This window comes from Psychrobacter pasteurii (assembly GCF_900162815.1).
Lineage (GTDB): Bacteria > Pseudomonadota > Gammaproteobacteria > Pseudomonadales > Moraxellaceae > Psychrobacter > Psychrobacter pasteurii.
Genome location: NZ_FUGD01000037.1, coordinates 1 through 24,320, shown reverse-complemented (window position 1 = coordinate 24,320; position 24,320 = coordinate 1). Strand labels below are relative to the sequence as shown.

Below are 24,320 nucleotides of genomic sequence, written 5' to 3'. Positions count from 1 at the left end.
TCGAGTCAATGCTCGAGGTATGTATAAGACCAAGCTCTGCCTTTTACTTTTGTAAAATATACATAAGCTCAATAATTCACTATGAAGTATAGTGGAAGACAAATTTTTAAAACCCCTTACTTTTAGCACGTTCTTTGAATCACGGATTGTATGTATGCAAACGTCTTTATTTAAAATGTCACAACTAATAGCAGTACCTGCATTCGCAGCGATTATGGCCGTATCGGCACAAGCAGCGGATGCTGTATTAACCGACGTCCAGTTTGTAGGTCTGCAACGTTTAACTCCTGAAAGTTTATATCCTCTATTGACTACCAATGTGGGCGAGACGGTTACCGATCAAGAGTTAGCTAACAGCATCCAAGCTTTATATGCCACTGGTGATTTTGCCAACATTCAGGCCAAGAATGAAAACGGACGTGTGACTTATTATGTGGTTGAGCGTCCTATCGTTGCTGAAGTTAACTTTGAGGGCAACAAACTTATTCCAAAAGATGGCTTAGAAGAAGGTCTGAAATATGCAGGTATCTCTGTGGGCAGCGTCTTGAAGCAGTCCACAGTTCAGAACGTGGCCAATGAGCTGCAACAACAGTATATCGGTCAAGGCTACTACAACAGTGACATCGAAGTGGATCAAGAGCTGTTAGATGGTAACCGCGTGAAGCTAACTGTACGTTTCATCGAAGGTAAAGCAGCTAAAGTGGTCGATATTAACGTTATTGGTAACAAGCACTTTAGTGATGAAGACATTAAAGATGTATTTGCGGTAAAAGAAACTTCTTGGACTCGTCTGCTTTCTAAGTCAGATCGCTATGCTAAAGAAAAGCTAGCGGCCAGCTTAGAGAACTTAAAGTCAATGTATATGAACGAAGGCTTTGTTAACTTTAGTGTTGATAATGCCATTTTGAATATCAATGACTCAAAAGACAAAGTCTTTATCGAAGTGAGTATGACGGAAGGGGAGCAGTATAAGTTTGGTGAAGCCAATTTCTTAGGCAACCCCACTTACGACAAACAAGAATTAGCAAAAAGCATCTCTTTTCAGCCAGGTGAGCAATTCTCTCAAGCCAAACTAGAGGCTTCTACCAGTGCCTTAAAGAACCAATATGGCGATGATGGCTACTATTTTGCCCAAGTTCGTCCGGTGCCTCGCATCAATGATGAGACTAAGACCGTAGATATTGATTATTTCATCGATCCTGCCCGTCCTGTTTATGTGCGCCGTATTAACTTTAACGGTAACACTAAGACCGAAGATGAAGTACTGCGTCGTGAAATGCGTCAGCTAGAAGGGGCATTGGCTTCTAGTGAGAAAATTCAAAGTTCACGTGTGCGTCTAATGCGTACAGGTTTCTTTAAAGCGGTTAACGTCGATGTTAAGCCTGTGCCGAATGCGCCAGACCAAGTGGATGTCAACTTCAGTGTTGAAGAGCAGCCTTCAGGAAGCTCGACCATCGCTGCGGGTTACTCGCAAAGCGGCGGGGTAACCTTCCAGTTAGACTTCAGCCAAAGAAACTTCATGGGTACTGGTAACCGAGTCAATGCTGCTTTAGCTCGTTCTCAGACTCGTGACTCGTACAGCTTAGGCTTCACCGACCCGTACTTTACCGAAAATGGGGTATCACAAGGTGTCAGTGGATATTATAGAAAGACCAAACTTGATGATCGTAACGTTAGTGAGTACGTTTTAGACTCTTATGGGGCTAACTTAACTTACAGCTATCCGATTGATGAAACCAAACGTATTAGTGCTGGCTTTAACTACGATAATACAGAAGTAAAAGGCGGTCGTTACCTAGGTCTTTCTAACGCTTATGATGTGTTAAAAGAAGATGGTAAGTACGATAAAGACAACAGTTCTTATCAGTTCCAAAATGACTACAATACTTATAACCTTGAGCTAGGTTGGGATTATAGTACGTTAGATCGTCCTGTATTCCCGACGAAAGGTATGAGCCATACAGTGAATGCGACTTTAGGTTTTGGTGATCAAACGTACCAAAAGCTAATCTATAGAGGTAACTATTATTATCCTTTAGCGAAAGATTTCGTTGCCCGTGGTTATGCTAAGCTTGGCTATGGTAATGACTTGCCTTTCTATGAAAACTTCTATGCTGGGGGTTATGGTTCTGTTCGAGGCTATGAATCTTCTAGTTTAGGTCCTATCTCTCCGTCATTCTCAAATATAGACCCAGATAACGAAAGCCAGTATCAATACTATGAAGAAGTAGGCGGTAATGCTTTAGCTACCGTTGGTGCTGAGCTGATCCTACCTATGCCATTTAAAGGCGATTGGGCAGATCAAGTACGTCCGGTGTTGTTCGTAGAGGGCGGTCAAGTATTTGATACGACGGATAAAGAAGATAAGAAAGTTGACTTTGACAAAGATACGGGCAAGTTTATCGAAGGTAGTACACCATTATTGACCCAAGATAATGACTTCAGATACAGTGCTGGTGCTGGGGTTACTTGGTTTACCCCAATTGGTCCTATCTCTTTAAGTTACGCTAAGCCATTTGGTGATAAAGAGGGTGATAAGACTGAAGAAGTACAATTCCAGATTGGTAGTACTTTCTAGGTTATCAAACGCTGATATAGGTTTTGATATTCTTTATTGGGACACTTTTATACAGGCTCAAAGTTAGTAACTTTGAGCTTTCGTTTAATTAAAATCTTAAAGTATTTAGCGGGTAACTTTTTACCAATATCCACTTTTATACTGTGCTTTGGATTTAAGGAAACTTGGCCTCTTTATGACTCTTTCTGCTCCTACTTTAAGCGTAAGCCTTGCTGATGTGATATCCGCCATCGTGGCTCGTCAGCCTATCTTAAATCAGCAATCGTTGACGAATGCTCAGTTACAGACCCAGTTGACCGGTATTGGCAGTTTAGATCAGGCCAGTGAGAGTCAACTGAGTTTCTTGGCAGACAAAGCGTACGCTTCAGTGCTATCAGAAACTAAAGCGGCAGTGGTCTTGGTATCTGCAGATCATGCAGATCAAGTGCCTGATAGCGCTATTGCAGTGATAGTGTCTTCCCCTTACGTTGCCTATGCCAGTGCAACCCATCTGTTTGATCGTTCGCAGAGCTTTTTGACTAAGCCGCAACAGACCTTTATCCATCACACAGCCCAAGTCGCTGACTCTGCAGAGCTGGGTGAGCAGGTCTATGTGGGGCCTTTTTGTGTGGTTGGTGAACAGGTAAAAATTGGCTCAGGCAGTCGATTACAATCACACGTTCATATCGACCCTTACTCTATAATCGGTAAGGGCTGCACCTTATATCCGAACAGCTACATTGGCCATAGTTGCCATTTAGGAGATAAGGTTAGGATTCATGCTGGTGCTAGCATTGGTTCTGAAGGCTTTGGCTTTGCTCCTACGGCCAATACCAGCATTGAAGGCTGGGAGCGCATCGTACAGCTAGGGGGTGTGGTTATTGGCAATAATGTTCGTATTGGTAGCCAGACTTGCATTGATAGAGGGGCCGTTGACGATACTATTATTGAAGATAACGTCATCATTGATAACTTAGTTCAGATAGGCCATAACGTAAAAATTGGGGCAGGTACCGCCATTGCTGGAAAGGTGGGTATCGCTGGTAGTGCAGTCATAGGTAAGCATTGCATGATTGGCGGCGGTGTAGGCATCGCCGGCCACTTAGAAATTACAGATGGGGTGGTACTAACAGGGATGACCCTAGTTAGTAAATCCATCAAAAAGCCAGGCGTTTATTCATCCGGGGTTACCTCAATGCCGGCAATGGATTGGCGCCGAGCTATGGTCAAAATTAGAGCATTGGGTAAGAAGTAATAGGCTTTATCTGACGGACAGAAGTTTTTTATATAGAATCATAGCTTGGTAAATAGCTTAGTAAATTGTTTGCTAAGCTTAGCTTTAGTAGATTAAATTAAAGTGACAGAACCACACTATGATTTGTGTGCTTAATTTTTTGATAAGGACAGCTCATGACACAGCAGAGCAAGGGTTTAGATGCAGTAGCTAACACAGCTGCTGAACAACAAGAATGGCAAATGACCGCTGAAGACGAACAGCTATTGTTAGATAAGTCCGTCAGCTTGCCCATGGGTTATGAGCAGCTAAAACGCTATTTGCCCCACCGTTATCCTTTTATGCTTGTGGACCGAGTGACGGCCTGTGGCTCAAACTCTTGGATTACGGGCTATAAAAATGTCACTATCAATGAGCCCTTTTTTCAAGGTCACTTCCCGCAAGAGCCTATTATGCCTGGCGTGTTGATTGTTGAAGCTATGGCTCAGTTATCAGGTATACTGGCCTTTATTAATGAAGGGGTTACCGCCGAAGAGGGTTATCTATTTTTATTCGCAGGTGTGGATAAAGCTAGGTTTAGAGCCCCTGTGGTTCCTGGCGATCAGCTGGTACTAAAGTCTAAACTTTTACTGCAAAAGCGAGAGCTTTACAAGTTTGATTGTAAAGCCTACGTAGACGATAAATTAGCGGCCAGTGCCCAATTAATGATTATGCGCCAAGATAGAACCGGTAAGGCTTAGCCGCCTCATACAATAATATAATTTTAAATTTTCGCAAAATAACAGGTTGTTTTTAATGACACAGATACACCACACTGCTATCGTCTCCAGCAAGGCTGAAATTCATGACAGCGTCGTGATTGGGCCTTATTGTATTGTTGGCGACAATGTCACTATCGATGCAGGAACTAAGCTGCTACGCCATGTGGTGGTTACCAAAAATACGCGTATTGGGAAAAATAATGAAATTTTCCAGTTTGCGAGTATCGGTGAAGACTGTCAGGACTTGAAGTATGCTGGGGAGGAGACTTGGCTTGAGATTGGTGATAATAACTCCATTCGAGAGGCTTGTAGCTTCCATAGAGGAACGATTCAGGACAATAGTCTGACCAAAATTGGCAGCAACAACCTATTTATGGTGAATACCCATATAGCCCATGACTGTGTTATCGGTGATGGTAATGTGTTGGCCAACAACGTTGGCATTGCCGGTCACGTGCATGTTGGTAATAATGTTATTGTTGGTGGTAATGCTGGGGTACATCAATTTTGTCAGATAGGGGACTACAGTCTTGTCGGCGGTGGCAGTGTTATTCTCAAAGATGTGGCGGCAATGACTCTTGTTTCTGGTAATCCAGCGGCAGCACATGGCCTCAATATTGAGGGTATGCGCCGCAAACAGTGGTCAAAAGAGACGATTAATACCCTAAGAGCTGCTTATAAACTGATTTTTAAATCTGGTAAAACCACAGAGCAGGTGATTCAAGAATTGAATGTGGACTACTTACCACAGGAACCAAAAGTTCAATTGTTAATAGATTCTTTAGTTAAAAGTAACCGAGGTATTACTCGATAATTTAGTTAATTGAAAACTATTATTAGTTAAGTTAAACCAAAGCCATAACTTTTAGTTATGGCTTTTTTAGTTTTTAGTCGCTTGACATTTAATCGCTTATGAAACAGACTAACTTTGTAAAAGGATGTAAATACATATTGCTATAAAGCCAAGTAATTGGCTGTAGTCAGTGACTTCAATTACTGTCTAAAAAGGAAATAAGACAGATAAAGTGTAAGCCTTGGATGGCTGGAGGATTAAAATGTCAAACAAACAGCATCACGCTCAATGGGGATCTCGTGTCGGCTTTATTATGGCCGCCGTTGGTTCTGCTGTGGGTTTAGGTAATATTTGGAAGTTCCCATATATGGTTGGTGAAAGTGGAGGATCCGCTTTCGTACTGGCCTATCTGGTGTGTATTGCTTTAATTGGCTTCCCAATCTTGATAGCAGAGTGGATGATTGGTCGTCGTGGTCAACGTAACCCGATGGACTCATATGCTACTGTAGCTGCTTCAGAGGGAAAGAGTCGCAATTGGGCGATTGTGGGTGTGGTCGGAATTTTAGGCGCATTCCTAATTCTATCTTTCTATAGTGTTATTGGGGGCTGGGCTTTAAATTATATGACCAAGCTGGCTTCTGGTCAGTTTAATGGTTTAGATGGGGCAGCGGTAGAAGGGGTGTTCAACACCATGTTGGCTTCTCCAACTACGTTAACCATTTGGCACACATTATTCATGATTATCACAGCGGGCATTGTGGCCCTTGGGGTAACTGGGGGTATTGAAAGAGCCGCTAAAGTAATGATCCCATTATTGGCCATTATTTTATTAGTAATCGTTGGTTATAACTTATTCAACGGTGGCTTTGGTGAAGCATTGAGTTACTTATTCGCCCCAGATGTGACCAAGCTATTTGGTGAAGGCGCTTCAGATATTTATCTGTCTGCACTAGGACACGCCTTCTTTACCTTATCATTGGGTATGGGCATCATGGTAACTTATGGTTCCTACTTAGGTAAGGACATCAGTCTATTAAGCATGGCACGTACTGTGGTTATTCTTGATACCGTCATTGCTCTTGCTGCTGGTTTGGCTATTTTCCCAATTATCTTTAGTCATGGTATGGACCCTGCTGCGGGACCTGGCCTAATCTTTGTCAGCTTACCGATTGCTTTTGGTAGTATGACGGCAGGTGCGATATTAGGAGCTTTGTTCTTCTTATTAATCACCTTTGCTGCCTTAACCTCATCAATCTCATTAATTGAGCCTTCTATTGAGTTCTTAGAAGAGCGTACGTCAATGAGCCGTACGACTGCCGTTGTGGTGGCCAGTATTGCTATTTGGTTATTGGGTGTGGCGGCGCTATTGTCATTCAATATGTGGTCAGAGGTTATGATTTTCGGTAACAATATCTTTGATTTCTTAGATAAGTTAACCAGTAAGTTCATGTTGCCTATCGCAGGTTTAGCAGCCATTGTGTTTGCAGGCTGGGTAATGAATCAAGAAAGCGTGCGTCAAGAGCTTGGCTTGTCAGGTGGCGGTTGGTCACTGTGGCAGTTAATTGCTAAGTTTGTGGCACCTATCGGCGTAGTTATCGTCTTTATTACCACTCTTCTAGGTTAAGCTGTAAACCAATCTTAAGCTAAAATAAAAACCCCCAACTTATTAGTTGGGGGTTTTTTTATCTATCTATCAATCAATTAATTAACAAGTTAGATATTAACGGATAGACTGACTAGGACAGACAATTACGCATTAGACTGCTGGATGATGTTTAGCATGCGGCGTAATGGCTCTGCTGCGCCCCATAATAGCTGGTCACCAACAGTAAAGGCACCTAGGTACTCAGGGCCCATATTTAGCTTACGTAAGCGTCCTAGGGCAACAGTTAGCGTTCCTGTTACTGCCACAGGAGTTAGACGCTGCATGGTGGCTTCTTTATCGTCTTCTACTAGATCTAACCACTGATTTCCGCTATTTTTTAGGGCCGCTTCGATTTCCTCTAAAGGAATGTCTTTTTTAAGCTTAATGGTTAAGCCTTGAGCATGACAGCGCATAGAGCCCACGCGTACGCATAAGCCATCAATAGGAATGATGCTATCGCCCTCATTGTTCAAGATTTTGTTGGTTTCAACGCCGCCTTTCCACTCTTCACGAGATTGTTTGTTTTCAAGCTGGCTATCGATATAAGGAATTAAGCTTCCTGCTAAAGGCACACCGAAGTATTGGGTTGGGAAATCGCCACTGCGCTGAGTTTCAGCAATTTTTTTATCGATGGCCAAAATAGCACTCGCTGGGTCAGCTAATTCATCAGCTACCGCATCACGTAACATGCCCATGCCGCTGATTAATTCACGCATATTGTTGGCACCTGAGCCACTGGCCGCCTGATAAGTCATGGCCGATACCCACTCAACCCAGCCGCGGTTAAATAGCTCACCGATGGCCATAAGCATTAACGAGACGGTACAGTTGCCACCGATAAAGTCTTTGGTGCCGTTTTGTAGAGCACTGTCGATAACGGAGCGGTTTACTGGGTCTAAAACGATGACACTATTGTCTTCCATGCGTAAGCTACTGGCTGCATCTACCCAATACCCTGTCCATCCAGAGTCACGTAATGGGCCATGGACGGCTGTGGTATAGTCGCCGCCTTGACAGGTGATAATCACATCACAGTTGCTTAGTGCTTCAATATCATGAGCATCTTTTAACTTGGCACTGGCTTCAGTGTGTTTAATGCCCTCAAAGGTAGGGGCATCGCCACCAGCATTACTGGTTGAAAAGAAAATAGGTGTGATATTAGCGAAATCATTCTCTTCTACCATACGCTGCATTAGCACAGAACCTACCATGCCACGCCATCCAACAAGACCCACTTTTAATTGACTCATGAATATATCCTTTGTGTATCTAGCTAAAATTATTTGTTAGATTAATAACGTTAAGCCCAGATAAGCCTAGCCCTAAATAAACAACCGACGCTGTATCTGAATTTGCCGTATTTTTATCCTTTGCTGCTTATTGGGGGCAACAAACTTCTAATACGCAACCGTTTACATTGCCTTGATATGAGTTAAATTGCAAGAGTTGGCCTTTAATTTTTAACAATTTTTTTGTTATAAATTATATGATAGAACTATATTTACCAATTTGTTTATATATTGGTTAGAATTTCTGTATTATTGTGCTGACTTAAAGCGATAATTATTTTTATCGCTTTGTGGCTGTACTTTGTGACTATATCAGTTTAATTCTCCTTATAAGGGATTCTTCTTTTTTACTAAAAATTTATTTTTTAAAATTGGTGGTTTATGTTCGATACACTCTATTTTATCTTCCAAATACTGGCAGGCTTGGTGGTCTTCGTCAGTGTATGGGGGTTATTGCCTTTAGATCATTGGTGGATAAGGGGTGTTGACTTTCCAAGGATACAAATCTTAGTCATTGGATTGGTCAGTCTTGTCGGCTTATTGGTATTGGCGCCACAGTGGGAAAGTTGGGATGTGGTACTGCTGCTTGCCTTGATAGGGGCGGTAGGGCTGCAATTACGTATGGTCTTGCCTTATACCCGACTGTGGAAAAAAGAGGTGCGCCAAGCTTTACCGATACCTGATGCGGTGCAGATAAAATTAATGGTATCGAACGTATTGACGCCCAATGACAATACTCAGGCCTTAGTAGATTTAGTGCAGCAAAAAAATCCGGATATTCTAATCACCCTAGAGTCGGATCAAAAATGGCAAGATGCACTAAGCGTTATCGAGCCGGACTATCCTTATAATGTCAAAGTGCCTTTAGATAACTTATACGGCATGCATCTATATTCGAAGCTTGAGCTGATTGATCCTGAGGTCAAATACTTATTGATTGACGATATTCCCTCGATACATACTCAGCTACGACTGCCCAACGATGAGGTTATTTGGCTTTATTGCCTACATCCTATGCCACCAAGCCCAACAGAGGCGGATAAATCGACCACCCGTGATGCTGAGCTATTAATGGTAGGTAGACATATTAATGAAAATAATCAAACCGCTATTTTAGCCGGTGACTTAAACGATGTGGCTTGGTCAAAAACAACGCTTATGTTCCAGCGGATTTCAGGATTATTAGACCCCCGCATTGGCCGGTTTTTTATCAACACCTTCCATGTTAACTTTCCTTTTTTACGCTGGGCGTTAGATCATATCTTCCATAGCCCTTGTTTTACTTTAGTAAATATTGAGCGCTTACCTTCTATAGGCTCAGACCACTTCCCAGTTATGACGACTTTGCAATATGAGGCCTGTGCTACTGCAGAACAAGAAGAGAACGCCACTGAAGCCAGCGTGAAGGATAAAATAGACACGGAAGCCAAAATAGAAGAGGGTAAAGAAGAAGGCGAGCGCTTGTCTCAAGAGCATGCCGAAGCTGCCGCTGAACAGCAACAAGAGGAGCTGAACGAAGTAGCTGGTGGCAAACACACAGTTGTCAGATAAGGGGCCATCAGCCCTTTTATCGATGTAAGCATTTGCTTACGTGAAAATGGGCTTTTGCCTGCTAGGCAGCACCCCGACAACAGCATACAATGGGCTCATCAACACAAGGATGGCATGGATAGCGGTGTTGGTTGATTTACGTAGACGAGCTGTTAGGATTTGCAGCAGAGATGAGTTGATCTATTGCCCTGTAGATTAAATCGTATCAAGTTTACGTAGAAGTTTGGCTAAGGATTAGCCGGAAGGAAAATAATAATAATAAGAGTTAAATAGCGCCCCAAAACCCAAGTCTCTGCCCTAGACTTGGGTTTTTTCTTTTTTGTTTTTCACCTTTTGATTTTCAAAGACTCTTCTTTTTGCGTCGACCTGCTTTTTACAGCAGGCTCTAAAGGCTTTGATGCGTCACTTTCAGATAAAGATTTATAAACCTCTAAGGTCTCATCAATCATTTGCTGCATGGTGAATTTATCAGTAATTTGGGGGCGCATGGCGTTTTCTAATTGAATACGGATAATTTTGCATAAAGCGTAGGCGGTATCTTCTTTTACCAAACCTTGCGGATAAAGCGGTTTTAAAATCTCATTAAAAGCTGCTTTATTCCAGCCTACCACAGGCGTACCCAAATGAATGGCCTGGAGGACATTAATACCAATAGATTCAGGCTGATTGGCTAAGCCTAGTACCAAGTTTGAAGCCGCCAACCATTCACGCATATCATTGTGCTTGGTACCAATAAAAGTAAACTTATCTCTTAACTCTAAGGCATTGATTCGTTGCATGAATTCTTCATGCACCACATCGCGGCGTGAGTCATCATCCATAATAATGATATGTAAGTTAGGGAAGTCTTCACTTAAGTTGCCCAAGATGTCGATTAGCCACTCTTGCCCATACTCTTGACCTATTACTGTGGGGAACAGCAACCATTTTTTGTGCTCAAGCTCCGGGTATTCAGCAAAAGTTCTATGAATCCAATATACGGAAGGATTATAGCGATAAGGAAAGTTACGGGTATCTACGCCGCGATAAATACGAATGATGGAGCGAGGCGGATTTTTAACTTCCTTTAAGCCTTTTGATAAATAATCACTCACGCTATCAGAGACGGTAATCAGACAGTCGACGTTAAGTAGGGCTCGCGCATAACTGTTTAGAGGATAAAAGCCATACATGGTAGCAACCAGTTTGGGTTTGCGGGCTACTTTGGCACGTCTAAGTGCCCAGTGCAGAATCCAAGCAGGCGTACGAGAGTGGATATGAATAATATCTGGCTGATGCTTTTCGATAAGGTGGCGTAATGGCCAAATCTGGCGTAGAGACAGCCAAGATTTCTTCTCAAGAGATAACTGATGATAGATATTGCCATCCCGCTCCAGACGTTTGACCAGCTCATGATCGGTGTCGGCTGATGAGACAATAATTGAGGTGTGACCACGTTTGACCAAAGCCCGCCCAAGATGAAAAATTCCGCGCTCGGATTCGTCGTGCTTTAAAGAGGAGAGCAGGCGCATGACTTTCATAATAGCAACTGGGCAGATTAATGGGTGACAAGGCAATCAATGAATTGAGCACATTGTCAGTGAAAATGAACTAAAAAACAAGGTGCCTGTTAAATTTACGTAGGCTTTACAATTAGCGTGATTGATTAAGATGCTCAGCATTGGGCAGGACTTGTTTTTCAGTTAAGTATTTCCAATAACGCTGGGGCAGATACTGTCTGTGTAAGCGAGGGTTCTTACGCTCTTTGATATTAACATTGGCAAAATAGCCTTGCCAGAACTTTTGATATTGTTTTTCCCGCTCGCTATGTAAGCTACTGGGATTTAATAACACTTCATCTGCCACATCGACTATGGTTTGTAGTTCTGCTGGCTTGTTATTTATTGCTTTGGATTGATCATAAAAAATACCATAGCCACGCTTGATATCATAGATAGCCCATTGCTGATCCTGATAACGTTGGCGAAAATGCTCGCCAATTAAGGGCAAGACATTAAAGTCAGGCTCTACTCGGGCAAAATAAATGTCTTCGGTAGTATGCTCAAAACGTACAAAAGCTTCCATGCGATGCTTTTCGCGCCCTACGGACTTAACGGTTTGTGCCAATTCTAGAACCGCTAGGTTACCTAAATCTTGTAACACCTGGCGATTGGGGTAGTCTAGGGCGTATTTGACGACCTGAAATAAGGTGCTCCCAATTTCAGGCTTTTCAGACAAAAAGCCCCAAAGTAGTTGTCGCATCCCTGACCGGCCCAATAAAGTATTTAATTTGGTGAGCACTCTTTGAGCTTTATCATCATCGGTAGCGACATAAGTAGCGGTATCAATCAAAGAGGGCTGATAATCACTACTGTCTACCAGCTTTAAGTACGGCTGATTTTGCAGCTTCTGCTCGTAAACGTAAAATACAGCACTCAGCCAACCCTCAAAGCTAGATTCATAGACAATGAGGGTCGGTGGAGTTACTGCGGGCGCGCTGGATTGTGACATTGGTTTGTTCAACTTTATCATTCAAGTTTGGCTGCTCGTTTAATAGGAATTGCCGTTAAAACAGAGCAAGCTGACCACTGCGTTGGTCTTTGAACTTGGTTTGAGTTTGGGCTAAGACATACTGCCTAAAGTTGTCTCGAGTTAAATGAGCTAGGTGTTCGTTTTTGCCAGTGGTAGCAATAAAGTACTTAGCACGATTGCCTGCTGCGCCCATCTTTTTTAGATGCTCAAGAGTTATTTGATTAAAGCGTCTGGCTTTGACAATCTTTTTAGCGGTTTTGACGCCAATACCGGGAACTCGGACAATAACTTCGTACGGCGCGGTTTGAATATTAACGGGGAAATGCTCACGATGCCGAATCGCCCAAGCCAGCTTAGGGTCACACTCCAAATCTAAGAAGGGATCGTCTGGATCTAAGATTTCATGAGCCCCAAAGCCATAAAAGCGCATTAACCAGTCAGCCTGATACAGACGATTTTCACGAACCATAGGCACAGGCGTACCAATAGCTGGCAAGCGGCTGTCCTCTAACATGGGGACATAGCCAGAATAATAGACACGTTTAAGATCGTATTTTTTGTAAAAGTGATTAGAAAGCTGTATTACCTGCAAGTCAGTTTCGTTACTGGCACCAACAATCATTTGACTGGTCTGACCCGCAGGGGTGAATTTTGGTGCTGACTTGTGCTTCTTACGGCTGTCTTTGATAGTAATGATTTCTTCTTTTACGGTTTGCAGCGGAGCTTGGAGCTGTTCATGGCTTTTTTCTGGGGCCAATAAGGCAAGCCCAGACTTAGTGGGTATCTCGATATTGGCGCTTAGACGGTCTGCGTATAAGCCGGCTTGATGCAGCAGCTCTTTGCTTGCCCCTGGAATGGTCTTTAGATGAATGTAACCATTAAAGCCTTCTCGAGTACGCAGCAGCTTAGCCACTTCGACCAGACGCTCCATGGTATGGTCACCATCTTTAAAAATACCTGAGCTTAAAAACAGCCCTTCAATATAGTTGCGGCGATAAAATTGCATGGTTAATTCAACCACCTCTTCGACACTAAAGGCAGCTCGAGGCGTATCATTACTGCGTCTTGAGGTGCAGTAGGCACAGTCGTAGATGCAGTGATTGGTTAGAAGTATTTTCAGTAAGCTGACACAGCGACCATCTTCGGTGTAGCTGTGACAAATCCCTGATTTAGAAGCATCGCCTAGACTGCCTCCTTGGTTCTTTCGAGTACTGCCAGAAGAGGAGCAAGACACATCATATTTAGCAGCATCTGCCAAAATATTTAATTTGCCTTGTAACCTTTCATAATTAATTGAACCCATATTTTTATCCTATTAACTATAGAAAGTTATGATAACAAATATAAGGGTCAGACCTATGGATTAAGGGGTCAGTCAGATTCTATACGACAAAGAGTGTCGCTAATAATGGATGTAAAACTTACAAAGACTATATAAAAAAACTCCTATCCAAAAGATTTGGGATAGGAGTTGAATAGACAAAGTTATGGGGACTGTCAGTGTGACTGAGTGGCTGAATGATTGGAGGTTAAGTTACTGAATCTTAATGACTTATCGAGTGTTATGAGTGTATATAGACATAAGTAGCCCGAAGCCTGCCATTAAAGTGATAATTGCCGTTCCCCCATAGCTCACCAGAGGTAGCGGAACCCCAACCACAGGTAGAATACCGCCTACCATACCAATATTGACAAAGATGTAGACAAAGAAAGACATGGCAATAGCACCGGCCAATAATCTACCAAAGGTGTCAACGTGAATGGCTGCGATATATAAGCAGCGTATCAAAATACAAGAGTAAATAAACATCAGGACGCTCACGCCTAATAAGCCAAACTCTTCAGAGAAAGCCGCGATAATAAAGTCGGTATGGCCTTCAGGAAGGAAGTGTAGGTGTGACTGTGTGCCTTCTAAGTAGCCTTTACCAGTGAGTCCACCAGAGCCAATGGCTGTCTTTGACTGAGTGATGTTCCAGCCGGCACCTAACAAGTCAGCTTCTGGATTAAATAAGGTTAATACCCGCTGTTTTTGATAGTCACGCATCAAAAAGGTCCAGCCAACCCATACTGTGGGAATCATCATAGCCACAGCTGAGCCAATCATCCACCAAGGCAATCCTGCCAAAAACAACACGAATATTCCGCTGGCAGCCACCAATAGCGAGGTGCCCAAGTCAGGCTGTTTGGCAATGAGTAATACCGGCAAAATAATGATGGCCAGAGTTGAGATTACCGTGATAAGGTTGGGCGGCAAGTCTCGTCTAGACAGATACCAAGCACACATCATGGGCAGCCCAAGCTTTAAGAATTCAGAGGGCTGAACACTACCAAATCCTGGAATATCAATCCAACGCTGTGCCCCCATACGCACTTCACCAATCAGCTCTACCAATACCAATGAAAATAGACCGATAATATAAAAAAACGGGGTGAAGTTTCGATAGACACCAGGGGGAATCTGAGCCATGCCAATCATGATGGTGAAGCCTAGCAAGTAGCTGACAGACTGGCGAATAACCATGGACACATCTTGAGTTGAGGCACTGTATAAAATAGCCAGACCAATAAAACTCAAGGTGAGCAGAAGTAGCATTAGCCAGGGGTCAATGTGAATGCGTTCCCAGATACTAATGCTATCGTCTCGGCCAAAATGATGGGTTTGTCGAGAAAATCGATACTGTTGTTGCTTTGACATAAGGCAGTTTATTATTGAGTTAGCAAAGGGAAGGGGTTCTAATCACGGGATATCATTACCAGATTTACTCATTTTACTAAGGGCAGTATTGTTGTAGACATCTAGATAGCAAATTATCTAAATAACAGCAATAGTTTGGTAAGAAGTGAGACGCTATAGTTTAGCGTGACTGTAGCAAATTTGATAGTATCAATGTTCTATCTTTATCCCACATTTTCAAACTACTGGCTAACCCTCACGATTGCCTGTTGACCCCTTTGACAATAATAATATGACTGGAAACTACGAAGCTATGAAAAGCACGATGAAATACTCTTTAGGCATCATTGCATCACTTGCTCTGTTAAGCACCAGCTGTACTACGACCTCAGATACGTCAGGAGCGAATGTCAACGAGCAAAGAAAGATAAGGGTGGTTAGTAATAATAACGTCAATAATCGCACCCCTAAAGGGGGCAACCACCAAGCTGCTAAAACCGATAGCTTGGGTAACTTAATTCGAGAGTCTGATAGATTAACCATTGAGCAAAACACCAGAATTAGACCCTTTGGCGGCTCTTCTTCAACTTATGGGCAGTCACATTCTTTTGGCGAAACCAACTACAACTATGTGCAGTGGTTAAATATCAGCTCTTATCGAGCCAATGAGGTTGAGCAATACAAACGCTATTTGGCAAATTATCTGGGTGAGCAGGCCGTTCCTCCTTTTGATCAGCTGTTAACCACAGCCCGTAGTTGGGAGCGTTGTGGCTATGAGCAGTATCAATTACCGCCTTATGAGTTGTGGTCAAATATGATTGCGACTTTAAGATTATATGATGATCTAAAAAAGCAGGGCGTCCTGCCGCCGACAGCTGAGATTAGATCAACCTATCGCTCTCCGTCTTTGAACGCTTGTGCAGGAGGAGCTGCAGCCAGTAAACATATGAGTAATGGTGCTATCGATATTTGGGTGCCTGAGTATGAAGGACAGCCTTGGTATAAAAGTGCCATGCAAGAAAGACTGTGTCAGTTTTGGTCAAGCCAAGGTGAAAAATATAACTTTGGTTTGGGGCTATATGCCACGGGAGCGATTCATTTAGACACCCAAGGTTATCGTTATTGGGGCGCTACCAACTCTGACGCTGGCTCTTATTGTCGCTATTTAAATTAAGTCAACCTGTGTTGTGATAATATTCTTAATACTTATGTAAAAATCGTGTATAATGTGTGTTAAGCCATTTTATGTATATCAGCTTCATTAAGCTGAAGTGTTGTTACTTTTGGCTTAACACTCCCTTCCGTAAATTGTCTTTAATTCATTACCTTAAAACTCCTTATGTAAAATCATTCGTTTTTAAGTCATTGTAAGACGTAAGAAGGCATATATTATTTGAGGCATAAGATTTGAATATAAGATCATCATCGTATCTGGCCGTACTTAGTTGTTTTATTGCAGTTACTACCGTCATGGCCTGTAAACCCGCTGATACTTTACTCCATAAAAACCAGGCCAACGAAGAGTGGCGAGATATAACAGATTCAGGATTACCAAGAATTGAGGCAGCCAATCTGTCTTCCTTAAGTCAAGCAGGGCGATTGGGTCCTGTGGAAGCCGCGGAAGAGACTGATAGTGAGTTCACTATGAAAAGCATTAGTGGCTCTGTTGCGATTGATAAAGCTAAGTTGGCTGCAGCTAAGCAAGATAAGTGCCCGAAGCTGGTTAATTCTCCAATAGATTCGACACAAATAGTTCGTAAAAATGAGGTGATGCGAGACACCTATTGTGACTACTATATTTACCCAAAAAAAGGGCAGAGAATATCTATAGAAAGCCATCCAAGGCAGATTGCGGCTAATTTGATTAGTCCGGTTTATTATGATTTTGCCAATGGCAGTTACTTGGTCAATCAGGCAGACAAATATGTAATACGCCTAAGCTATGAGGGGGTTGAGTATATGAGTAGCCCGATAGATTATGATGTGACCATAAACGTGCAGTAAGCCGTCATTGATTCGTTGTCTACTGATTGACAAAAAAAGACACCTTTAAAGGTGTCTTTTTTTATGGTTTGAAATTATGAGATATTAACTATACTCACTGACCTTTAAGCCTACGATTTAGACGTATTATTTAAGCTTGTTTAGTTCAGAATTCTTAGCAATATCAGGCTTGCCAACGGTAACAATAATGAATTTGTCTGGCGTTAACGTCTCTTGAAGCGCTTTGTTCGCCTGATTTACATTACTGCTCTCTACACGATCGATATAGTTGGTGATGTAGGTATCGGGTAGCTTGTGGAAGTTAAGTACACCTAGCATGCCATTGATACCAGCATTGCTTGAGAAGCCCATAGGATATCTATTGATGAGGCTTTCTTGAGTTAGTTTGAACTCTTCGTCAGTAACCCCTTGCTTCAAGGTGTCTTTTACCGTCTGCAGTGTGGCCTTGATGGCCTCATCTGCTTTTTCGTTACGGGTAGAGAACTTGATGGCGTAAGGACCAGGAGCTTGCATGGCGGTCATATTGCCATAAATGCCGTAGGTATAACCCAGCTCTTTACGTATCTTACCCATTAGGCGTGAGTTAAATCCGCTACCGGCTAGAATTTCATTACCAATACTAAAGTCAGTACTGCGCTGCAGCTGCGTCGGGTCTTTGCTGACGTTATAACCTTGCTGACCGATAATTACTGAAGTTTGGTCGCTGTCATAATCTACATGCACCCATTTACTACTTTTGATAGGGGTAGGGTTGGGCAGCTTTGGCGCTGGTTTACCCTGAGCCAATTGCTTAGTAATGGTCTCAGCGGCTTGCTTGGCTTGCTGTAAGCTTAAGTCCCCAGTGATACTTAAACTGGCATTTTGAGCCACTAAATAAGTGTCATGGAAGCGTTGTAGGTCCTTTGTCTCAATGCTAGGAATGCTGTCTATGGTGCCATAAGAAGGGTGGGCATAGGGGTGAGGGCCATACAGCGTTTTATTAAAGGTAAGACTGGCCAGATAAGAAGGGTTTTGCATCATCTGCCTTAGCCCCAAGACTTGCTGAGCTTTACTACGCTCTAAAACCTTGGCATCAAATCTCGGCTCACTTAGCACTTCGCTTAATAGCTTTAAAGCGGGGTCTAATTTATCGCTCTCAGATAAACTACGTAGATTAATCACAAACTGGTCTTTATAAGCCGCACTACCAAGCTCAATACCTAATTGCTCTGTGGCTTCAGCAAACTGAGTTTCATCCAAATTCTTGGTACCTTTGGTGAGTAAGTCTGCCACCATGCTGGCAAGGCCAAAGCTATCTTTACGGATACTTTCATCGCGAGCACTACCCGCGTTAAACCTTAGATCGACATCGACAATAGGCAATTGATTGGTCTGAAAGAAAATAACGGGCACCCCGTTGTTTGTAGTGAAATGCTGAAATTTAGGAATAGAGAAGTCTAATTTCTTCTCATTTTTTAAGCTAGATAGATTATCCAGTGCTTTGATGGGCTGGGTGATATCAACATCGCTTTTAGCATGTTCGCCACTGGGTAACTCTGGTGCAGCATTGGCACTAAATGAAGGCAGTCCAGCTGAAATTATTAGTGAGCTGGCCACGATAATTGGCTTAAAACAATAAGAAGGGCGTAAGTATGATTTCATATCAAATCCGTGTTTGGGTGTTATAGCTTTCAATTTTTATATTAGTTTTCAGGAATATGTTCTGTATAAATAAAGATTCTGTATAAATACAGGGCAGGTAGCCACTTTATTTATTGGCAAAAACTATTTATCGGCAGTGCTTGGGTCAGTGACTGGTTCAATATGCATTACAGTTAGATTGTCTTTTACCAAGTATTTATTGGCTGCCTCATTAATGTCTTTACTGCTGATACCTGCCAACTCCTTCGGCAAGGTATGAATTAGGCGATCATCTAAGCCTCGAGACTGTAGGTTACCAATCATATAGGCTTGGCCGGCCATGCTGTCTTGTGCAAAGACGAAGCCTTTAACCGCATTGTTACGTGCACGTTCTAACTCTTTGTCACTAATAGCTTCCGTTTTAAATCTATCTACTTGCTCTAAAATGGCTTGCTGGGCCTGAGCCAAAGTTACTCCTTCGCGTGGTGTGGCCTGAATCATGAATAAGCCATCGCCACGTTCATACAAATCATAGTAAGAAACTACGGAAGCCAATAACCCCTGCTCGCGGATCAAATGCTTCTCTAGACGAGCAGCATAGCCTCCGTCCATGATAAATTGCATCATTAATAGGTCGTATACTTCCTTAGCGGGCAGGTCAGTAGTCAGGGCGCTGTGCAAAGTCGGCACATTAAACGCCATGATTAACGTAGGCACATTGACAGTTTCTTGCAGGGTTTGTTGTTGGTAACCACGCCAGCCTTTTTGTAGTACCGAAGGACGCTCAGGGATTTGCTTACTAGGTAAAGCGCCAAAGTACTTCTCAACCTTTTTTAAGGTTTGCTGAGGATCAACATCACCAACGATAACTAAGGTTGCGTTGTTTGGGGCATACCAAGTTTTGTACCATTTTTCTAAATCTTTGATATCGGTATTGGCAATTTCCTGCATAGGCCCGATAACAGATTCACCCTTTGGGCTATTTGGCAGGGCCAGTTTACGGAATTTTTCAAAGGCTCTAGCCAGCGGATTGTCGTCAGTACGTTGGCGACGCTCTTCCATAACCACGTTGCGCTCTTGTTCAAACTCTTGTACGAATTCATCACTATCAAAGCGTAAGTTGGTCATACGATCGGCCTCTAGCTCCAAAGCCAATTCTAGACGGTTGACTGGGAACATTTCGTAATACCCAGTGTAGTCGTAGCTGGTAAAGGCATTGTGATCGCCACCAAACTTGGCTATCAATCTATCAAAGTCAGCGCCAGAAACTTTTTCTGTGCCCTTGAACATCATGTGTTCTAACAAATGGGAAATACCCCCTTTGTCTTCTGGTTCATCAGTAGAACCTACGCCATACCAAAGCTGAGTCATTGCCACAGGAGCTCTATGGTCCTCTTTAATAATAACTTTTAAGCCATTATCTAATTGGTATTGGTGACGACTGGCATCGGCCGGAAATTGCGTCTCTTTATCTTTAGAAGCGTTTTTCGAAGTTGTCTTACTCACAGAAGATTGAGTTGAGGATGCGTCAGAAGCATGAGGTAAGCTGTTGCAAGCCGTTAAGGCCGTTGCTGTAATACTAGCGACCAATAAGGTCTTAATTGCGGTGCCAGAGGGGAGGTTAGAGTTTGTTTTTATAAGGGTTTTCATGCAGTCCTCAAGGTGTTAATGACAAAAGTAATAAGAATAAAAAATAATATATTACAGAGCAGATAGTAATTTATGGCTAATAATCAAATAGTTAAATAGCAGTAAGTTGCAGATAACAATACGGATAAGGCGCTAAGCGTACCGCTATTACACGCTAGGTTGTAGACCCAGAATGTGAAATTTTATTACCCATTATTTCAAGGTCTAGCTAAGTTGTACAACCCACACCCATTTAAACTACAAATAGATAACCTTAGCCGCTTAAGAGTGCGTGATTTTACTGACCAGTTATTAATCAGCTACTAACCAATTACTAATAAATAACCGCTGATAACCTTAATAAATTTATGGGTTTGTTGGTCGAATTTTGTCTACAGATGATGGCCTAATTTTGTTATAATTATCTGTTACTCTATTTTTGAGTGAACTTCCCATTCAGTAATTGCTGAAAACAGCAGGCGAGGCGTCTTTATGTCATCAACTACTCCATCAAATACCTCTGGTATTACTTATCCTAAATCGTATGATGTTGTCGTCATCGGTGGCGGGCATGCCGGTACCGAAGCAGCACTAGCAGCAGCGCGTATGGGCGCTCAGACGTTATTGTTGACACACAGTATTGAAACCTTAGGCCAGATGAGCTGTAACCCTGCTATTGGGGGAATTGGTAAGTCACATTTGGTGCGTGAGATTGATGCTTTAGGCGGCGCTATGGCCTTGGCTACCGATAAAGCAGGCATTCAATTTCGCGTGTTGAACAGTCGTAAAGGGGCCGCAGTACGTGCTACTCGTGCTCAGGCCGACCGTATCTTATACAAAGCTGCCATTCGCCATACCTTAGAAAATCAGCCCAACTTGGATTTATTCCAACAAGGCGCTGATGATATCTTGGTCGAAAATGGTAAAGCTTGTGGGGTAGTTACCTCGACGGGAATTATCTTCCGTACCAAAACTGTGGTACTGACCTCAGGCACCTTCTTAGGGGGTGTGATTCACATTGGTTTGGATAACTCAAAAGGTGGCCGCGCCGGTGACCAGCCTTCTATTAAGCTGGCTGAGCGTTTGCGTGAATTAAAACTACCTGTGGGTCGTCTAAAAACAGGCACGCCGGCTCGTATTGATGCCAGAACGGTAGATTTTAGTGTAATGAAAGAGCAGCCAGGCGATACGCCACTGCCAGTAATGAGCTTTATGGGTGATGTGACCATGCACCCAGAGCAGGTCAATTGCTTCATTACCTATACCAATGAGAAAACTCACGACATTATCCGCAGACATTTAGACCGCTCACCTTTATTCTCAGGTGATATTGAAGGGGTGGGTCCTCGTTATTGTCCTTCTATTGAGGATAAAATCCATCGCTTCGCCGATAAAGACAGCCATCAGATTTTTATTGAGCCAGAAGGGCTAACCACCCATGAGTTGTACCCTAATGGTATCTCTACCAGTTTGCCATTTGATGTGCAGCTAGAGTTCATTCGTACTATGGCAGGCTTAGAGAACGCACATATTACTCGTCCAGGCTATGCCATTGAATATGATTACTTTAACCCACAAAGCCTCAAGCCAACGCTTGAAACCAAGTCTATTGATAGCCTGTATTTTGCCGGTCAAATTAATGGTACTACAGGTTATGAAGAAGCAGGGGTGCAAGGGCTACTAGCGGGTGTAAATGCCGCTTTATCTACCCAAGATAATCCGGTAATGGACAGCTGGACACCGCGCCGTGACCAAGCTTATCTGGGCGTATTGGTTGATGACTTAATTACTCATGGCACCAAAGAGCCGTACCGTATGTTCACCAGCCGTGCAGAATACCGCTTATTGCTGCGTGAAGATAATGCCGATCAGCGTTTGACTGAAATTGGTCGTACTTTAGGCTTAGTTGATGATACTCGCTGGGAAGCTTATCAAAATAAAATGGAGTCAGTTGCTGCTGAATCCGGCCGTCTAAAAGAGCTGTGGGCAACCCCAAATAATGAATTGGGTAAGAAGTTCTCTGAGCGCACTGGTGAAAACTTATCAAAAGAGTCTACCGCTTATGACTTATTAAAGCGCCCTAATGTAGGCTTTGATGACATTGCAGCGATAACTGGAGCCGATGTGGCAGCTGATGTGGGCGAGCAAATCGAAATTTCAGTGAAATATGCCGGCTATATCAGTCGTCAACAAGAAGACATTGATCAGATGAAGCGTTTAGAAAATACGCAGCTGCCAATGGACTTTGACTATAGTGTGGTTTCAGGTTTATCTAATGAAATTGTACAAAAGCTGCAAGAGATTCGCCCAGCAACTTTAGCTCAGGCCAGTCGCATCAGTGGTGTCACGCCAGCAGCCATCCAGCTTCTTGGTATGACCTTAAAAAAACAGAAAAAAGCGAAGGCAACTTTAGACAGCTAAATCGCTCTAAACTGAGCTGATTTAGTAATGATTGCTAACCTGACAGCATAAGGCGATAGCACCGCCCCAAATCCAGATGAGATAGCAATGCTTGATGCCATTCTTTTTGCTCTAAATATTGTACTGCCCAACCTCGTACTCATGGGGTTGGGTTTTTTTATGCGCAAAAAAGGACAGATTAGTAAGGCATTTATTGACCAAGCTTCTAAGCTTGTATTTAACTATGCTTTGCCCTGTTTGCTGTTTTTTAGTGTCATTGAAAGTCAGGTCAACTTTAGTGAGCAGTTGAACCTGCTAGGCGCTGGATTTGCAGTGACTATGCTGCTTTACTTTGGGGCCGAGCTCTACGCCAAGTTTTTTATTACAAGGCCTGAAGATAAAGGGGTGTTTGTACAAGGCGTATTTCGCAGTAACATGGCTATTATTGGCCTAGCGACTGTTGCCAATGCTTATGGGCCAGAGGGGCTAAGTATCGGCGCGGTCTATATGGGCGTGATTACTTTGGTATTTAACATTTTAGCGGTGATTACGTTAAGTCGTACTGCCATAAATCCAGAAGCGGATGAAAAACAGATTGCACGGCGTGAAAGTTACGCTATGATGTTAACTAAGAAGTTATTTACCAACCCTTTGATCCTCTCCTTAATTGCAGCATTTGGCTTTAAACTACTGTCTTCAACGTTGGACTTGCCAGCGCTGCCCAACGTCATTACCCAAACTGGGGCTTTATTGTCTGCGCTGTCTCTACCCTTGGCGTTAATTTGTGCGGGTGCCACAATCGATGTCCGTTCTATGCTGACGTTATCAGGCTTATCCATGCAGGCCAGTGTGGGGCGTATTGTGATTGCCCCTATCGTTGCCGTGGTAGTTGGACTGGCTTTTGGCTTAACTGGAGTGCATATGGGCGTGCTGTTTTTAATGGTGGCATCGCCGACAGCTGCAGCCAGTTATGTTATGGCCAAGGCAATGGGTGGTAATGAAGTTTTAGCGGCCAATATCTTAGCATTTACAACGGTGGTGTCTTTATTTGGTATGGCGATAGGGGCAGCGGCTCTAAGAGCGCTAGGCTGGATGTAGACTCAATCAAAAAGCTTAATTCAAAACGTGCGTTTAGGGCAAAATGACGCACTCTTAAAATCTAAAATGGTGATATCTAAATTATGATGAAAAAAAGCAGCACTCAGCTGTGTTGGGCCAGTGTTGCCTCATTAGTGTGCTTAACAGCTCAGGCGATGCCAACCAGTGAGGTAATATTTGAAAAGGGCAGTAACTGTGGTCATTATCAGGGCGACTTAACCTCAGGTGAATTGTTTTTAGTAGAGATGGCGGCAGCGCAGCAATTGGTAATTAGCACAGACGGTCATGTGCAAACGGTTACTGACAGTAAGGGGCAAGTGTTAGAAGATAAGGGCGGCGCTAATTATCGTTACCTATCTGAGTATCCAGGCACGCATAGCATTAAGATGGTGGGTCGCGCCGAAAGCACGGCTGATTTTTGTGTCTCGTAATCGCAAGCAATAACTCAGCAATTGCAGGGCAATCGCACTATAAAACTCTCCCGAATAGAACCTGCTCACGATAATCAAGATTTTGAGAAGCCCTAATACGGCGTCGTTTCACTGACAGTTTAG

Annotated in this window: 18 protein-coding genes; 11 read left to right on the top strand and 7 right to left on the bottom strand. The window is 43.0% G+C overall.

What is annotated here, in order from left to right; genetic code table 11:
* Window positions 1–154: 154 nt before the first annotated feature.
* From bamA to A1232T_RS01170, 5 genes are all read left to right on the top strand, one after another.
* Complete coding sequence (bamA, locus tag A1232T_RS01190) at window positions 155–2,578, top strand: outer membrane protein assembly factor BamA (RefSeq protein WP_077447657.1); 2,424 nt, start codon at window positions 155–157, stop codon at window positions 2,576–2,578.
* Between the two features lie 175 nt (window positions 2,579–2,753).
* Window positions 2,754–3,812, top strand: a complete 1,059-nt coding sequence (gene lpxD / locus A1232T_RS01185) for a UDP-3-O-(3-hydroxymyristoyl)glucosamine N-acyltransferase (protein ID WP_077447656.1) — start codon at window positions 2,754–2,756, stop codon at window positions 3,810–3,812.
* A 221-nt stretch (window positions 3,813–4,033) separates the two neighbouring features.
* On the top strand, window positions 4,034–4,531 hold the full coding sequence (gene fabZ / locus A1232T_RS01180) for a 3-hydroxyacyl-ACP dehydratase FabZ (protein ID WP_244152331.1): 498 nt from the start codon (window positions 4,034–4,036) through the stop codon (window positions 4,529–4,531).
* A gap of 55 nt (window positions 4,532–4,586) precedes the next feature.
* On the top strand, window positions 4,587–5,366 hold the full coding sequence (gene lpxA / locus A1232T_RS01175; protein WP_077447654.1) for an acyl-ACP--UDP-N-acetylglucosamine O-acyltransferase: 780 nt from the start codon (window positions 4,587–4,589) through the stop codon (window positions 5,364–5,366).
* Window positions 5,367–5,607: 241 nt separating this feature from the next.
* Entirely contained in the window at window positions 5,608–6,969 is a 1,362-nt protein-coding gene (locus A1232T_RS01170) for a sodium-dependent transporter (protein WP_077447653.1), read from the top strand.
* Between the two features lie 125 nt (window positions 6,970–7,094).
* On the opposite strand, the gene asd is transcribed toward A1232T_RS01170, so the two are convergent.
* The gene (gene asd, locus A1232T_RS01165) at window positions 7,095–8,240 is read right to left on the bottom strand and encodes an aspartate-semialdehyde dehydrogenase (RefSeq protein WP_077447652.1); all 1,146 of its coding nucleotides are present in this window, start codon (window positions 8,238–8,240) and stop codon (window positions 7,095–7,097) included.
* Between the two features lie 420 nt (window positions 8,241–8,660).
* Between asd and A1232T_RS01160 the strand changes: the two genes are divergently transcribed.
* Entirely contained in the window at window positions 8,661–9,830 is a 1,170-nt protein-coding gene (locus A1232T_RS01160; RefSeq protein WP_077447651.1) for an endonuclease/exonuclease/phosphatase family protein, read from the top strand.
* A gap of 326 nt (window positions 9,831–10,156) precedes the next feature.
* Here A1232T_RS01160 and A1232T_RS01155 read toward each other — a convergent pair whose 3' ends face one another.
* The 4 genes from A1232T_RS01155 to rodA form a co-directional block, all read right to left on the bottom strand.
* Window positions 10,157–11,350: a glycosyltransferase family 4 protein gene (locus A1232T_RS01155; protein WP_077447650.1), complete on the bottom strand. Its 1,194-nt coding sequence runs from the start codon at window positions 11,348–11,350 to the stop codon at window positions 10,157–10,159.
* Between the two features lie 112 nt (window positions 11,351–11,462).
* On the bottom strand, window positions 11,463–12,320 hold the full coding sequence (locus A1232T_RS01150) for a TIGR03915 family putative DNA repair protein (RefSeq protein WP_077447649.1): 858 nt from the start codon (window positions 12,318–12,320) through the stop codon (window positions 11,463–11,465).
* Between the two features lie 55 nt (window positions 12,321–12,375).
* Entirely contained in the window at window positions 12,376–13,644 is a 1,269-nt protein-coding gene (locus A1232T_RS01145) for a putative DNA modification/repair radical SAM protein (protein WP_077447648.1), read from the bottom strand.
* Between the two features lie 249 nt (window positions 13,645–13,893).
* A complete protein-coding gene (gene rodA, locus A1232T_RS01140; RefSeq protein WP_077447647.1) occupies window positions 13,894–15,036 on the bottom strand; it encodes a rod shape-determining protein RodA in 1,143 nt (380 codons plus the stop codon).
* Window positions 15,037–15,340: 304 nt separating this feature from the next.
* Between rodA and A1232T_RS01135 the strand changes: the two genes are divergently transcribed.
* Window positions 15,341–16,189, top strand: coding sequence for a D-Ala-D-Ala carboxypeptidase family metallohydrolase (locus A1232T_RS01135; protein ID WP_244152328.1), 849 nt, complete (start codon window positions 15,341–15,343; stop codon window positions 16,187–16,189).
* A 233-nt stretch (window positions 16,190–16,422) separates the two neighbouring features.
* On the top strand, window positions 16,423–17,019 hold the full coding sequence (locus A1232T_RS01130) for a hypothetical protein (protein WP_143513928.1): 597 nt from the start codon (window positions 16,423–16,425) through the stop codon (window positions 17,017–17,019).
* 126 nt (window positions 17,020–17,145) lie between these two features.
* Here A1232T_RS01130 and A1232T_RS01125 read toward each other — a convergent pair whose 3' ends face one another.
* Window positions 17,146–18,660, bottom strand: coding sequence for a M16 family metallopeptidase (locus tag A1232T_RS01125; RefSeq protein WP_077447644.1), 1,515 nt, complete (start codon window positions 18,658–18,660; stop codon window positions 17,146–17,148).
* Window positions 18,661–18,783: 123 nt separating this feature from the next.
* Window positions 18,784–20,289, bottom strand: a complete 1,506-nt coding sequence (locus tag A1232T_RS01120) for a M16 family metallopeptidase (RefSeq protein WP_077447643.1) — start codon at window positions 20,287–20,289, stop codon at window positions 18,784–18,786.
* A gap of 504 nt (window positions 20,290–20,793) precedes the next feature.
* On the opposite strand from A1232T_RS01120, the gene mnmG reads away from it, so the two are divergent.
* The 3 genes from mnmG (at window position 20,794) to A1232T_RS01105 (ending at window position 24,197) form a co-directional block, all read left to right on the top strand.
* Window positions 20,794–22,689, top strand: a complete 1,896-nt coding sequence (mnmG, locus tag A1232T_RS01115; RefSeq protein WP_077447671.1) for a tRNA uridine-5-carboxymethylaminomethyl(34) synthesis enzyme MnmG — start codon at window positions 20,794–20,796, stop codon at window positions 22,687–22,689.
* Between the two features lie 87 nt (window positions 22,690–22,776).
* A complete protein-coding gene (locus A1232T_RS01110) occupies window positions 22,777–23,766 on the top strand; it encodes an AEC family transporter (protein WP_077447642.1) in 990 nt (329 codons plus the stop codon).
* A gap of 83 nt (window positions 23,767–23,849) precedes the next feature.
* Window positions 23,850–24,197, top strand: a complete 348-nt coding sequence (locus A1232T_RS01105) for a hypothetical protein (RefSeq protein ID WP_077447641.1) — start codon at window positions 23,850–23,852, stop codon at window positions 24,195–24,197.
* Window positions 24,198–24,320 lie beyond the last annotated feature (123 nt).

Bases quoted from the DNA above. Each gene is read 5' to 3' on its own strand.
- A1232T_RS01105 (WP_077447641.1), top strand. From the start codon at position 23,850: ATGATGAAAAAAAGCAGCACTCAGCTGTGTTGGGCCAGTGTTGCCTCA.
- bamA (WP_077447657.1), top strand. From the start codon at position 155: ATGCAAACGTCTTTATTTAAAATGTCACAACTAATAGCAGTACCTGCA.
- A1232T_RS01170 (WP_077447653.1), top strand. From the start codon at position 5,608: ATGTCAAACAAACAGCATCACGCTCAATGGGGATCTCGTGTCGGCTTT.
- fabZ (WP_244152331.1), top strand. From the start codon at position 4,034: ATGACCGCTGAAGACGAACAGCTATTGTTAGATAAGTCCGTCAGCTTG.
- lpxA (WP_077447654.1), top strand. From the start codon at position 4,587: ATGACACAGATACACCACACTGCTATCGTCTCCAGCAAGGCTGAAATT.
- lpxD (WP_077447656.1), top strand. From the start codon at position 2,754: ATGACTCTTTCTGCTCCTACTTTAAGCGTAAGCCTTGCTGATGTGATA.
- A1232T_RS01125 (WP_077447644.1), bottom strand. From the start codon at position 18,660: ATGAAATCATACTTACGCCCTTCTTATTGTTTTAAGCCAATTATCGTG.
- A1232T_RS01135 (WP_244152328.1), top strand. From the start codon at position 15,341: ATGAAATACTCTTTAGGCATCATTGCATCACTTGCTCTGTTAAGCACC.
- A1232T_RS01145 (WP_077447648.1), bottom strand. From the start codon at position 13,644: ATGGGTTCAATTAATTATGAAAGGTTACAAGGCAAATTAAATATTTTG.
- A1232T_RS01155 (WP_077447650.1), bottom strand. From the start codon at position 11,350: ATGAAAGTCATGCGCCTGCTCTCCTCTTTAAAGCACGACGAATCCGAG.
- A1232T_RS01110 (WP_077447642.1), top strand. From the start codon at position 22,777: ATGCTTGATGCCATTCTTTTTGCTCTAAATATTGTACTGCCCAACCTC.
- A1232T_RS01150 (WP_077447649.1), bottom strand. From the start codon at position 12,320: ATGTCACAATCCAGCGCGCCCGCAGTAACTCCACCGACCCTCATTGTC.
- rodA (WP_077447647.1), bottom strand. From the start codon at position 15,036: ATGTCAAAGCAACAACAGTATCGATTTTCTCGACAAACCCATCATTTT.
- asd (WP_077447652.1), bottom strand. From the start codon at position 8,240: ATGAGTCAATTAAAAGTGGGTCTTGTTGGATGGCGTGGCATGGTAGGT.
- A1232T_RS01120 (WP_077447643.1), bottom strand. From the start codon at position 20,289: ATGAAAACCCTTATAAAAACAAACTCTAACCTCCCCTCTGGCACCGCA.
- A1232T_RS01160 (WP_077447651.1), top strand. From the start codon at position 8,661: ATGTTCGATACACTCTATTTTATCTTCCAAATACTGGCAGGCTTGGTG.